Source organism: Phycisphaerae bacterium (genome assembly GCA_028714855.1).
Lineage (GTDB): Bacteria > Planctomycetota > Phycisphaerae > Sedimentisphaerales > Anaerobacaceae > CAIYOL01.
The window spans coordinates 58,118-71,943 of sequence record JAQTLP010000007.1 but is presented as its reverse complement, the minus strand read 5'-3'; the positions used below and the strand labels follow the sequence as shown (position 1 = coordinate 71,943).

Sequence of the window (13,826 nt, the reverse complement as noted above, 5' to 3'; positions counted from 1 at the left end):
AATTATGACAGACGATAATAATAAACATCTGATACAACCGCCCGGAAAAGCCGCCGGCGATGAGCTTGATGCCGCCGGTAAATCCCTGTCGGAGGCGTTACGAATCAGCTTTATTGTCCTAAAGATAATAATGATTGTGCTCATTGTTGTTTTTCTCGCCTCGGGTTTTAGAACCGTTGAGCCCGACGAGCAGGCGCTTGTTTTGAGGTTCGGAAAGATTTGCGGTATAGGAGAAAACAGAATCCTTGGGCCGGGATTGAAGTGGGTGTTTCCATATCCGATAGACAAAATTGTAAAAATCCCCGTAGCCAAAAAGCTAAATTTGCCGGTCGACTCATTTTGGTATTATCAGCGGCCGGACGAATTGCTGCTGAGCCCGGAAGTTAGAAAATCTCGAGTGCCGGCGACATTAAACCCTATAAGAGAAGGTTATTGTATCATCCGGAGTGAAGAACAGAGCCAAACTATCCCCGGACTTACCGGAAGCGACTACCATATTGTCCATTGCAAATGGCAGCTCACCTATCAAATTGGCGACCCCGAACGCTTCTTTAAAAATACTTACACGGATGATACATCGCCGGGGCAAAACTACGCTGACGTTATAGAAAAAAGTATAAGGCCGTTATTGGAGGACCTGTTCGAGGATGCGGTTGTAACCGCAATGGTCAACTACACCATTGACGAGGCAATCTCAAGCCAGGACAGAATCCCGAAACACGTTAAAAAATTGCTGCAGGAAAAATTAGACCATATAGAAAGCGGCATAGCAGTTGTATCGGTACAACTCACCGACATAACCTGGCCCCGGCAGGTTGATAGAGCATTCCTGGCCTCTATCAAGGCGAGCCAGGACAGTCAAAAGACCATTAGTGAAGCAAAGGGCTATGCTGAAAATACTCTTAACGAAGTCGCAGGTCCTGTCGCCGCCCAGCTTTTTGAAACCCTTAAGAATGAAACTACCGGCGAAGAGGAAAAAGAACTGCTGTGGCCTCAGTTAGCCGGCCAAGCTCAGGAAAAAATCGCCGGCGCCAGAGCATATAGAACAAAAGTGGTGGAAACCGCCAAAGCAAATGCGGAATACCTCCAAAAACTACTGCCAGAATACCGCAAACGGCCTGAACTGGTTGTTCAAAAAATCTATCAGGATGCTATAGAATATATCCTTAACAACGTAGACGAAAAAATCATAATTCAGCCGGATGCAGGTATCAAAGGCAGGGAGATTAGACTTCTCCTGAACAAAGACCAAACGCTAAAACCGAAATCTGAGGAAAAATAAAAAACATAAAATATGGCTCACGACCACTTACATTTGAAAGATGAAATTACCGTTGAGCATACCCGCGGCAAACAAATCCGCGTAAGCATCGCGATGCTGGGCACATTGGCAGGCGGAGTGCTGCTGATAAACAGCTGGTTAGCCGGCTTCTTCTATGGCCACGGTAGTTTCAATACTGAGCTCCTGGCAATGGCCGGCGCAATACTGCTTGGTGCACCCATTGTTCTGCACGCAGTAAAAAGCCTCCTACAAAAAGAAATGCATATGGATGAGCTGGTAGCTCTGGCAATAATCGCCGCTTTTGCAACGCAAAACTATGTTACTGCAGGGGTCGTTGCATTCTTTATGCTTCTGAGTCAGCTTATAGAAAGCCGAACCGCTCTTGGCGCACGTGCATCTATTGAATCGCTTATTAAACTTACACCCACCAGGGCAAACCTGATCGAGCAGGGCGGTTCTGAAAAGGAAGTAAACGTTAGTGCCCTTCAGGCCGGCGATTGCATCCGGGTCAGGCCGGGAGATAATATATCCGCCGACGGCGAAATCGTAAAAGGACTCAGCTCCGTTAATGAAGCGACAATAACCGGAGAATCCCTCCCTGTCGATAAGGTGCCGGGAATGCAGGTCTTCGCCGGAACAACGAACCTTACCGGCGTCCTCGATATCACCGTAACAAAAGCCGGCAAGGATACAACTCTCGGCAAGGTCCAGTCTTTGATTATTCAGGCCGAGCTGACAAAGATACCGATTATGAGGATAATCGACAGTTATGTTAAGTGGTACACGCCAACTATACTAATGATTGCAGGCATCGTCCTTTTCTTTACCAGCGATGTTAACAGGGCAATTACGATACTTGTTATTTCCTGTCCCTGTGCGTTGATTTTAGCGACTCCTACGGCAATGGTCGCGGCGATTTCAGCTTCGGCCCGGCTTGGAATTCTGATAAAGAACGTCGCTGACCTTGAGATTGCCGGGAAGATGACAGCGATGGTCTTCGATAAGACCGGCACGGTAACAACCGGCCGGCTGTATGTAACAAAATTGACGCCCGCGGAAGGTGTTGAAGCGGCTGAACTGCTGTCAGTCGCTGCTTCTGCTGAACAAATGAGTAAACATCCCGTAGCAAGAGCTCTCCACGAGGTAGCAAAAGAGGCAAACCTTACACTGCCTGAACCGAGCAACTTTAAAGAAACCCCCGGCAAAGGCATAACCGCCCTCGTTGACTCTGCCAAAATTGTCCTCGGTAGAGAATCCTTCCTGAAGGAAAACAATGTGGACACAACCACAGTCGCTGCCCCAGGCCTTCACGAAGAGCACGGTTTCAGCACTTTATATGTGGCAAAGAATTCCAAGTGCATCGGCTGGATTGGCTTGCAGGACAAAACCAGACCCGAAGCTAAACAGGCCGTTACTGAGTTGCTCGACCTCGGCATAAAAAGGATAACTATGCTCACCGGCGACAGAGATGAGGTCGCAAACCGTGTCGCTGCCGAACTCGGCTGCACCGATTTTAAAGCACAGTGCTTGCCGCAGGACAAACTTTCGATTGTCGAGCAAATTAAAGCCACCGGACACACCGTCACAGTAGTCGGTGACGGCATAAACGACGCGCCGGCCCTGGCGGCAGGCGACCTTGGTATAGCTATGGGGGCCGCAGGTAGCGATGTCGCTATAAATTCCGCTTCTATTGCACTTATGAGTAACGATTTGAGGCGGCTGCCTTTTCTTGTTCGCCTTTCGCGAAAAACCAGAGGTGTTATCAGTCAAAACCTTTGTTTCGGAATTATCTTTATCATTCTTGGCGTTGCTGCTGCCGCCGCCGCGTGGCTGCCGGCCATTTATGCCGCAGTTCTGCATTTCGTCGGCTCATTGGTTGTTGTTTTTAATAGTGCGCGGCTTGTGCGCTTTGGCGAGGAACTCAGCCACGAACCATAATTGCGATACGTCAGGTGCATCTCATTTAAAATATGAAATACGAGATACGAAACTATGGAATATGCCATTGAAACTTTTTCTTTGACCAAAATTTTCTCCGACTGGTGGGGCAGGGACAGGGTTTATGCCGTAGATGACCTTAATTTACAGATTCAGTACAATGAAGTGTTCGGCCTTTTGGGGCCCAATGGGTCAGGAAAAACGACAACTCTGAAAATACTGCTCGGCCTGCTTTACCCAACAAAAGGCAAAGCCCTGTGTCTCGGCGGAGAGACCGCCAATCCCAAAATCAGCGCTCGGATAGGATTTATGCCTGAAGAGTCCTACCTTTACAGGTATTTGAACGCCCGTGAAACACTGGACTTTTACGGCAGATTATTCGGCTTGCCGTCCAAACTGCGGAAAATGCGAATCGAAGCGCTGCTTGATATGGTCGGGCTAAAGGCCGTCGCAAACAGACCCATCGGAACCTTTTCAAAAGGAATGGCACGAAGAATCGCTCTCGCACAGGCTCTGATAAATGACCCGGACCTCTTAATGCTCGATGAGCCGACAACAGGACTTGACCCTATCGGAACAAGACAGATAAAGGATTTAATTATTCATCTTGCAAAACGTGGTAAAACCATCCTGCTTTGCAGTCACCTGCTTGCAGATGTCGAAGATGTATGTGATAGAATCGCGATTCTTTACGGCGGCAAAATCCAGTCCGAAGGCAAAGTCAAAGAGCTTCTGCAGCAGACCGACAAAAGGCAGATTACTACCAGCTCCATCAGTGATACCGCTGTCGAGAAAATAAAGCAGATAGTCAGAAATGAACAGGCTGATTGTGTCGTTACCTCTCCAATGGATAAGCTTGAAACATTTTTCATCAGAACCGTGACTGAAGCCCAGCAGCTTTCCACGCCGACAAGCGGTGCAATTAGTACCACCAAAATCGGCCATTTTCTCGCCCCTCAGGACCATCCCGAAAACATACTCGATAAACTTGTCTCCACGTCGGTATCGCCGGAAGTCCCCTCAAAACCTCCGGCAACAAAGCAAGTCGAGCCCGTTAGAACTTCTGAACCTAAACCTGATGAGCAGCTGCTTAGTAAGCTAACCGAGCAGGCCGAATCAAAACCCGTTGTTGAAACAAAACCGGTTGAACCGCAAGCCCCTCGGAAAGAGCAAGTCAAAAAAAGTATTTTAGATAACCTCACAGACCATCCATTAGACCAAAATGCCGACGGAAAGCAGACCGGCAAGCCACAGGCAGGAGATTCAGGCAATGCGTAGCATCTGGGCTGTCGCTATAAATACTCTAAAGCAGGCTGTCAGGATGAAAACTGCCATTATCTTTATAATCCTGCTGATTGTCCTGCTCCCCCTTATGGGTGTTTCGATGACAGGCGACGGCACTCTGAAAGGCAGGCTCCAAACCTTTATAAGCTACAGCTTTTCACTCACTGGTTTACTGCTCTCTCTGCTCACTATAGTAGTTTCGGTTTATTCATTGACCAGCGATATTCAGCAAAAGCAAATATACACCGTTCTTACCAAGCCCATCCGCCGTTTCCAGCTTCTTCTTGGCAAACTGCTTGGTATAATAATGCTGGATGTGGCACTGTTGATTCTCTTTTCTGCCGTAATATACACCGTTACCATTTACACACCGAAATTTTACAAAGCGAGCCAGGCAGAACTTATACAGGCTGACAACGAGTTTTTCACCGCACGGATCGGTTTATTTCCTCCCGAAGACGATGTCAAACAGGAGGTCGAGGACACCTATAAGAAGCTTGAAGAAACCGGACAACTGCCGGCGGGCATCACTGGCAATAAAGCCTCACGTGAAAATTACAAAAAAAACATCGAACATACTATAAAATTTAGGAAACGAGCTGCTGCGGTCGGCAACGAGTTGGTTTGGGAATTTAATAATGTTAAACCTACCGACCCTAATCAGAGCTTGTTTATAAGATTCAAATATGAGGTTTCAGTAAATCCTCCCAACTTACAGGTATTTGGTAAATGGTTCGTAGGTGACGACCGTCCGTTCAAATACGGCATGGAACGCCAAACGCCGTTTTATACCGTTGACCGTAAAGACCTCATCCGCACTTTCTACGAGATAGAGGTTCCCGCCGACGCGGTAGCACAAGATGGTTATCTGGCCGTCAGGTTCTTCAATCCCCCCCTTAACAACAACACTGTCGTAATCTTTCCGCCTGAAGACGGCTTAGAGTTGCTTTATAAAGCAGACTCCTTCACTGCTAATTTTATAAGAGGCACTCTTTTAATCTTACTCCGTTTGATTTTCCTTGCTTGTTTGGGAATATTAGCGTCGACTTTCCTCTCGTTCCCCGTGGCCATACTGCTATGTCTGACAATCTTCTTTGCCGGAACTATCAGCGATTTTTGTATAGAGTCCTTTGACTACCTCAGCAAAGACTTAAGCAGTATATATTCCTACACCATCAAGCCTATCACTCAGCTCTTACCACAGTTTGACCAGCTCAACCCCGCAAGATTCCTGATTCCTGCGCGATTATTGCGATGGTCTTTAATGGCCAGAGCCGTCGTTTCTTTAATTGGTATTAAGGCGCTTTTATTATGGCTTGCGGCCTTGATTATTTTCAGATATAAGGAAATTGCAAAAGTTATAGTTTAAAAAAATAAAGTATCTTTTTCATTTTAATCTTTATCTTTCCTATGCGTTTGCGAGACATAATAATTTGGTTTGTTTGCATCGTGCTCGCCGTCTCTTTGCTCATTACCGCCGGCACGCAGCTTGATTACATAAATTCCCAGCGGCAGCAAATGAAGCTGATAACCAACGAGCCCCTTGAAAATGCTCCGCCTTCGCTGGCATTCGCAACCGTCGCTATGGGCGCTTTTCGCGGTCTGCTCGTGGATATACTATGGCTGCGGGCGGATAAACTGAAAGACGAGGGCGAATTCTTCGACGCCAAACAGATTGCGGAGTGGATAACCACTTTACAGCCTCGATTCCCTTCCGTATGGGAGTTCCATGCGTGGAATATGGCCTATAATATTTCTGTCGCTATACCCGCAACTCAGCCCGAAGAACGATGGCGATGGGTCAAGAACGGTTATGAGCTACTTCGCGATAAAGGCATTCCGCTGAACCCCAAAAGCATTTCACTCTACTTTGAAATGGCCAGAATCTTCCTGCACAAAATAGGCTCCGTATCAGATGATGTGCACGAATATTACAAGCTGCAGCTGGCACTGGCAATGGAACCGCTGATTACCCCGGCGGATAACGAGTATTTCAAGGCGATCGCCGAGGCTCCGACTGACTGGAAACAAATTGTAAATGACCCAAATGTTACCCCGCTGATTACAGCCCTGAAAGCTGCTGACGAAACGTTCGAAAATAATAACGATTTTGTAAACAATTATTTATCCTTAAGGCAAAACCCTGACAGGTTTAATCCTGAAGCTTTCAAGGTAATAGATAATTTCAGAGGCACAGAAGCCCTTCGTAAATTCGATATCTTCGCCAAGGCTTACAGCCTGCGAAACACTTGGAAGCTTGACCCCGTCCTGATGCAGGAGCTAAATAAAACTTATGGTCCTACTGACTTTAATGACCCCAACATGCGCTCGCCTCTGGATTGGAGGCACCCCGACACACACGCAATCTACTGGGCAGTCAAAGGGTTACAGGTAGCTGGGAAAAATGATGCTTCCACAGCTGAAATTCAAACCGACCGCATAGTAAACCATAGCTTGCAGGACCTCTTCCGCAACGGAAAAATATTTATCTATGATGTGCCGGTCGAAACATCTTCGGGCTCGCAAACACCGCAGACAAAAATAGAAAAAAAGATATTCCTGCGGCCGGACCTGAGAATGTTTGATTCCTACAACGACGCCGCTCTGGCAAGAATCGAAAAATACGGTTTTCTCGAGAAAGAAAAAACAGGCTCTCTTCAATCCCTTAAAGACTCCCACCGAAATATGCTTATGAACGCCATTTTCTCCTTCTACCAGGCAGGCCATATTCAGCAGGCCCAGCAAATCTACGACAAAATGAGAAAACTTTACCCAGAGGATAGATTCAAAGTCCCTCTCGTTATCTATGTCAGAGACCGACTCCGCGAAGAGCTTCGGAACACTAACGTAAACAACGCCAAGGAAATTATTGGAATGATGCTGCGGGAAAGCTACTTCAGATATGCGATGCACGACGACGACGAAGCTTTCGGCAGAGAAAAAATGGCAAAAGAAGTTTATGACCATTACCAGTTACCTCACGATGAAACCAGGATTGACTTGCCCGATTTCACCTTGTTAAGATATCTTGCGCTTATAGATTTTGTGAACGACCAGCAGTATCCTCCGAATATGAGGCTGGCTCTGTATAACCGTATCAAATTAGAAAGGCCGGAACTGGCCGAACAGCTCGAAAAACAGGAAGAAGAGCTCCTTAAGCAGCTCGAACAGTCAAAGTAACCTGCTTGTCCGGCGCGGAACAAGCACTCTTTGTATGCATAATGAACTTTTGCAGCAATTGACACCATCTCAAAGAAAAGCGGTCTTTCACGTTGAAGGACCGCTGCTTGTCATTGCCGGCCCGGGCAGCGGCAAAACCCGGGTTATCACTTACCGAATCGCCGCGCTTATCGAATCAGGCGTCCTGCCTCATAATATTTGCGCGATAACTTTCACCAACAAAGCTGCCGAGGAAATGCGCCAGCGGGCAATTTCTCTCGGTGCTTCCGGCGGGGCTTATATCAGCACATTCCATTCTTTATGCGTAAGAATCCTCCGAAAATATGCTGATAAGGCACAGATAAACCCAAATTTCAGTATTTATGACGATGCCGACCAGACCAAATGCATTAAGCAAGCCATCAAGGACTGCGAGCTTGACACCGCAAATTTCCCGCCTTCTCGAACGCTCGAAAACATTTCCAAGTTAAAGAACAGGCTCATAGACGTTGATATTTTCAAAACGGAGGCTGACGATTTTCTTCACAATACGTTAGGCAAAATATATGCCCGATACCAGAGCATCTTAAGTGAAAATAACGCTCTGGACTTCGATGACCTGCTGATGAAGACCGCTTTTTTGCTACGCGACTGCCCGGACGTCTGCTCTGAGCTTGGAAACCGCTTCAAATTCCTGCTCATTGACGAATACCAGGACACCAATCACGCGCAGTATAATATCGCCAAATCCCTCGTTTCGGCACACAATAATATCTGCGTAACCGGCGACCCAGACCAATCCATTTACCGTTGGCGCGGCGCAGACATCCGCAACATATTGGCCTTCGAAAATGACTGGCCCGACGCCGCTGTCGTCAAACTCGAAGAAAACTTCCGCAGCAAACCCGAGATACTCGAAATAGCCGATAAGCTGATTGCACAAAACCAAAACAGAAAACAAAAAACGCTCATTCCCACAAAACCGCCCTCTGCTGATGTCGCCATAAACGCCTTTGGGGATGAGTTAGAAGAAGTCGAAGCTGTCGCCAATCACGTCAGGCAGTTGAGCGATAAAGGCACTTCTCTAAATGATATAGCCGTATTCTATCGTGTTAATGCCCAGAGCCGGCTGCTCGAAGAAGCATTCATCAGGAACAAAATACCGTATCAAATTGTTCGAGGCGTGGAGTTCTACGGCAGAAAAGAAATCCGCGACATACTCGCCTATCTGAAAATCCTCGTCAACCCCGATGACGAAGTCGCACTGTTGCGCATCATTAACACACCTGCCCGCGGCATAGGAAAAACCACAATTGACAAAATCCACAATTATGCCGATCGCAACAACATCACTTTTTTCGAAGCCTTGAGAAAAACAGGGCATATCGATTCTTTATCCGAAGCCGCAAAAACTAAAATCACCGCCTTTACCAATATGCTCGAGGGACTCAAAAAAGATATTACAGGCAAAGTTGCACCGCTCATCGAGCGCATCTTTACTGAATCTGGTTTGGAAAAGTCGCTTCGGCAAGCAGGTACCGACGGACAAGATGCTATTGATAATGCGAACGAGCTGCTAAACGCCGCCGCCCGATACGACCAGCAGGCCGAAGCCCCATCATTGCTCGATTACCTTCAGCAGATAGCTCTTTTCAGCGATACCGATGCGTATGACGCATCCAAAGGCTGTGTCGCTTTTATGACCTTGCACTGCGCAAAGGGCCTCGAATTTGAAAACGTCTTCATCGTAGGTGTAGAAGAAGGTCTGTTACCGCACGAAAGAAGCAATGCCGGTGATGAAGACGAGCTTGAGGAGGAGCGAAGGCTCTTTTTCGTCGGCATCACTCGTGCCAAATCAGGCCTTTATATAAGCTGTGCCCAATACCGGAAAATACGCGGCCAGCAGCTTCGAACCATACCATCACAATTCCTCTTTGAGATTGGAGCTGACCTCACCAGCCAGCCTCAGGAAACCCACTATTGCTATGACGATACCGATGACACTGGTCAAACTTACACCAGCTTTGCTGCGGGCCAGCTCGTCCGCCATAAACTCTTCGGTAGCGGAACCGTCAAAGAGTTCGTCGATATGGGCGAAAACAGCGTCATCGTTATAAAATTTCACACAGGACAAATAAAATCACTTATGTTAAAATACGCCGACCTTGAAAAACTAAATAATATTTAGCTCCCGGTCTTACCGGTGGGCTTAAATTATTAGGGAGTACAGTTGTGCCGGAATCTCAAATTAAACTCTACTATAAAAATGTTACAGCTGAAATCATTGGCAACGAGCACGGCATCACCGACGCTCAACTAAAAACCCTTGCCCAAAAAACCTCGCCGTTAATCCCCCAGTTAAACAAAGAAAGAAAAGCATATAGAGACCTTCCCCATAACAGGGAAACCATCCAGAAAGTCAAAAAGCTGACTGCTGAGCTTAAAGACCAATGTGAAAATCTCGTTGTGCTCGGCATCGGCGGCTCCGCCCTCGGAAATATCGCTCTGCAAACCACGCTAAATCCGTATATGCACAATCTCGACGACTCGCAGCGTCCCGGCCCCCGGCTCTTCGTCTTCGACAATATCGACCCGCAGCAATTAACTTCATTTCTGGATTGGGCCAGCGACAAACTCGATAAGACCATCTTTAATGTCATCAGCAAATCGGGCCAAACCGCCGAGACCGCTGCACAATTTATGATTATCCATAAGCTTCTGCTCGATAGACTTGGCCGCGAAGGCCTACGCAACCAGATCATCGCAACAACCGACCGGGAAAAAGGCACCCTGCGTAAAATCGCTGACGATTTGAAACTGCGATGCCTTGAAGTCCCCGACGGCGTCGGCGGCAGATTTAGCGTTCTTAGTGATGTCGGCCTCTTTAGTGCCGCTATGTGCGGAATTGATATCGACTCGCTTCTCGAAGGTGCCCGTGATATGGACAAAAGAGTCAGCACCGAAGATTTCTACAAAAACCCCGCAGCAATCAACGCCGCAATAAACTATCACTTCTACAATCTCGGTAAAAAAATCTCCGTAATGATGCCATATAGTTACCACCTCAAAGACTTGGCTGATTGGTACCGCCAGCTATGGGCCGAAAGTCTCGGAAAAGCACACGCACTGGATGGCAGCGAAGTCCGCATCGGCCCGACGCCGGTAAAGGCGTTAGGCACTACCGACCAGCACAGCCAGGTCCAGCTCTACCGCGAAGGACCCAACGATAAATTGTTCACTTTCCTGCAAGTCGATAATTTCGACAAGGACATGGAAATAGGCCCAGCCCCTGATTGCGCCCCGGAGCTCGGCTTCCTTGCCGGTAAAGATTTGAGCTTATTGCTTAACAGCGAAAAAAAGGCCACAGAGTATGCTCTTTTACAAAGTAAACGTCCCTGCCTTACAGTTAATTTCCCACGGGTAACTGCCTATACCGTCGGCCAGTTTATTTATCTATATGAGGTAACAACTTCTCTTGCAGGCGCGCTATTCGGCATCGACCCTTATGACCAACCCGCTGTAGAACTGGGCAAAGAAGCCGCTTTCGCACTTATGGGAAAAAACGATTTCAAAAAACTGGCACAGCAAATTCAACCTCTAACTGAAGTTGACGGAGACTTCCTGGTTTGATGTACTCTCTTCTATTCGATTGTTTGGCGGGTCTATCCGCTGCGCACGTTGCGAGGATTCGCCTTATAGGCATGCTGGCGGTATTGGTCATCGGCCTGACCTCCGGCTATCTTGCCAGCAGCCGGTTCGGCCTGTCCGAACATCTCGCAAAAAAAATAATGACCATCGTCATGATCTGTTTCAATTGGCTCATCGCTCTACTGGTAATATGGTCGATGAACCTGAGCCGCCAGCTAATCTGGCTGCCGATAGTCGGCGTTGTTTTAATGCTTGTAATTACCGTCCTTTCCGCGGTGATTTTTCACATCCTCGAGCATGACCGAAAGAAACGGCTTACCCTGATTCTCGCCGGCGCGATAAGCAATACAGGCTATACCGGCGGGGCGTTTGTTTGTTACGCTCTATTCGGTATGATGGGGCTTGCTTTGGCAAATATATATCTTCTGCTTTGCCTGCCCGTTTTTTATCTTGTTTATTTACCTTTTCTGAAATTTCGCGAGCTTCGCAGCAAGGACCGCAACGCCAAATTAAATCTCGATTTTCTAATGGACCTTCGAATGCTCGTAGCCCCGGCCATAATAATCGCTATAATCCTGAATTTGACCAAGGTAAAACAACCAGCATTCATAACTAAATTCTATTTAATCGATATTCTGGTTTACACCGCCTCCAGCATGTCTTTCTTTGCAATCGGCCTGCGGATAAAATTCTCCCGCCTCAAAAATTATATAAACTTGTATTTTCCGATTGCTGCGGTAAAATTCATTTTAACGCCGGCCGTGGCTCTTTTAATTATCGCCGCACTGAAACTGACTGGACAAAACTTAGACAGTTTATTTCAGAAGGTTATAATAGTTTCATCGGCTACGCCCAGCGCCGTTCTTATGGTGACAATGAGCAACGTCTTCGATTTAGACGGCCCGCTGGCCAGTGCGATTTGGGTGGTAACGATGGCTGTTTTCGTCGCTATCGTTGTACCGGTATTATTCCTGCTCTTTGCTTGAAAGGCCTTTGGCGATGGATTACGTAGTAGTAATGGCAGGCGGCACAGGAAAAAGATTATGGCCCCTCAGCCGCGAAAAACATCCGAAACAAGTCCTGAAAATTCTCGACGGCAAAACGCTTCTTCGGCATTGTTTCGAGCGTCTCTCGCCAGTATTTGACCAGAGAAATATAATTATTTTCACCAACGCAGGTTACTCTGACCTCGTCCGAGAAGACCTCCCGGAGCTGCCCCTTAATAACGTCGTCGCTGAACCCGTCGTCCGCGATACAGCCGGTGCCATCGGGTTAGCCGCAACCATCCTCACCAAGCACGACCCCAACGCCGCTATGGCTGTTGTAACCGCCGATCAGTTAATCGAACCTCCTGAAGTGCTCCAGCAGGCGCTTAAAGACGCCCTAGTCTTTGTGAATAACAATCCAGACGATATGATTACCTTCGGCATTAAACCGACTTTCGCCAGCACCCAGCTTGGTTATATAAAATGCGCCGACGCCAAAAAGTACCCTAATTGCAAAAAAGCAATACATGCCGTCGAAGCATTTAAGGAAAAACCAGACGAAAAAACCGCCAATAAATATCTGAAAACCGGTAACTACCTGTGGAATTCGGGCATGTTCGTCTGGAAAGCAAAAACAATCCTCGCCAATCTTGAAAAGTTTTTGCCCGAAACAGCCGAGCCTCTTCGTAAAATTAAAGCCAGCTGGGATGGCCCGAATCAGCAGTCAGCTATCAATGAATGGTTCCCTAAATTGCCCAAAATCAGCATCGACTACGCCGTTATGGAAAAGGCCGACAGGGTCCACGCAATAAAATTGGATTGCCGCTGGCTCGATATGGGCTCCTTCGCCGCGCTCGCTGATATTATCACCTCCGACAAAAACAATAATATCGTCGTCGCTGCGATGAGCGAACTCCTTGACTGCAAAAACAGCATCATAGTTACCGAAGATAAGGAGCATCTAATCGCCGTCCTCGGCCTGGAAAATATAGTCGTTGCCCACAGCCCTGATGCCACGCTCGTATGCCACGTCGACCAGGCCCAGAGACTAAAGGAGTTGCTCGAGCTGATAAAGCAGCACACCGGCGAAAAATTCCTCTAATCTCTTTACAAACAATGCGATACCTGGCAATTGATTTCGGCGACAAACGCACCGGCCTGGCAATCTGTGACCAGGCAGAGACAATCGCTTCCCCATTGGCTGTAATAGAGGGTCAAAAAGACCTCATAAAAAAAATTACCGATATAGTCGCAAGCGAAAATGTCGAAGCCATCGTCCTCGGCCTGCCTTTGAATATGGATGACTCAAAGGGTCCTCAGGCCGAACGTGTCATCCGGTTCGCCGAGCAGTTAAAAAAACATCTGCAAATTCCAATACACTTTCAGGATGAGAGATTGAGTAGTTTCGGAGCTGAAAGAAAACTGGCTCCCGCCGAACTTACAAGAAAGAAAAAGAAAAAACGGCTTGATGCCGTCGCCGCCGCGGAAATCCTCGAAGCCTTCCTCGAACAAAAAAGGCATTAACAATA

The 13,826-nt window shown here is 47.5% G+C and carries 10 protein-coding genes; all 10 read left to right on the top strand.

The window, feature by feature from the left end:
- Window positions 1-4 precede the first annotated feature (4 nt).
- From PHG53_07095 to ruvX, 10 genes are read left to right on the top strand one after another with little or no spacing between them, the layout of a single operon-like run.
- Window positions 5-1,282, top strand: coding sequence for a protease modulator HflK (locus tag PHG53_07095; protein MDD5381386.1), 1,278 nt, complete (start codon window positions 5-7; stop codon window positions 1,280-1,282).
- A 12-nt stretch (window positions 1,283-1,294) separates the two neighbouring features.
- The gene (locus PHG53_07090; GenBank protein MDD5381385.1) at window positions 1,295-3,220 is read left to right on the top strand and encodes a cation-translocating P-type ATPase; all 1,926 of its coding nucleotides are present in this window, start codon (window positions 1,295-1,297) and stop codon (window positions 3,218-3,220) included.
- Window positions 3,221-3,274: 54 nt separating this feature from the next.
- Window positions 3,275-4,498, top strand: coding sequence for an ATP-binding cassette domain-containing protein (locus PHG53_07085; protein MDD5381384.1), 1,224 nt, complete (start codon window positions 3,275-3,277; stop codon window positions 4,496-4,498).
- Complete coding sequence (locus PHG53_07080) at window positions 4,443-5,873, top strand: hypothetical protein (protein ID MDD5381383.1); 1,431 nt, start codon at window positions 4,443-4,445, stop codon at window positions 5,871-5,873. The genes PHG53_07085 and PHG53_07080 overlap by 56 nt, the downstream gene beginning before the upstream one ends.
- Before the next feature lie 41 nt (window positions 5,874-5,914).
- On the top strand, window positions 5,915-7,684 hold the full coding sequence (locus PHG53_07075; protein ID MDD5381382.1) for a hypothetical protein: 1,770 nt from the start codon (window positions 5,915-5,917) through the stop codon (window positions 7,682-7,684).
- A 34-nt stretch (window positions 7,685-7,718) separates the two neighbouring features.
- Window positions 7,719-9,851: a UvrD-helicase domain-containing protein gene (locus tag PHG53_07070; protein MDD5381381.1), complete on the top strand. Its 2,133-nt coding sequence runs from the start codon at window positions 7,719-7,721 to the stop codon at window positions 9,849-9,851.
- A 44-nt stretch (window positions 9,852-9,895) separates the two neighbouring features.
- A complete protein-coding gene (locus tag PHG53_07065; GenBank protein MDD5381380.1) occupies window positions 9,896-11,293 on the top strand; it encodes a glucose-6-phosphate isomerase in 1,398 nt (465 codons plus the stop codon).
- Window positions 11,293-12,297 carry an AEC family transporter gene (locus tag PHG53_07060; protein ID MDD5381379.1) on the top strand — a complete coding sequence of 335 codons (1,005 nt, stop codon included), beginning with the start codon at window positions 11,293-11,295 and terminating at the stop codon, window positions 12,295-12,297. The genes PHG53_07065 and PHG53_07060 overlap by 1 nt, the downstream gene beginning before the upstream one ends.
- Window positions 12,298-12,310: 13 nt before the next feature.
- On the top strand, window positions 12,311-13,399 hold the full coding sequence (locus PHG53_07055) for a sugar phosphate nucleotidyltransferase (protein MDD5381378.1): 1,089 nt from the start codon (window positions 12,311-12,313) through the stop codon (window positions 13,397-13,399).
- Window positions 13,400-13,413: 14 nt separating this feature from the next.
- Window positions 13,414-13,821, top strand: a complete 408-nt coding sequence (ruvX, locus tag PHG53_07050; GenBank protein MDD5381377.1) for a Holliday junction resolvase RuvX — start codon at window positions 13,414-13,416, stop codon at window positions 13,819-13,821.
- Window positions 13,822-13,826 lie beyond the last annotated feature (5 nt).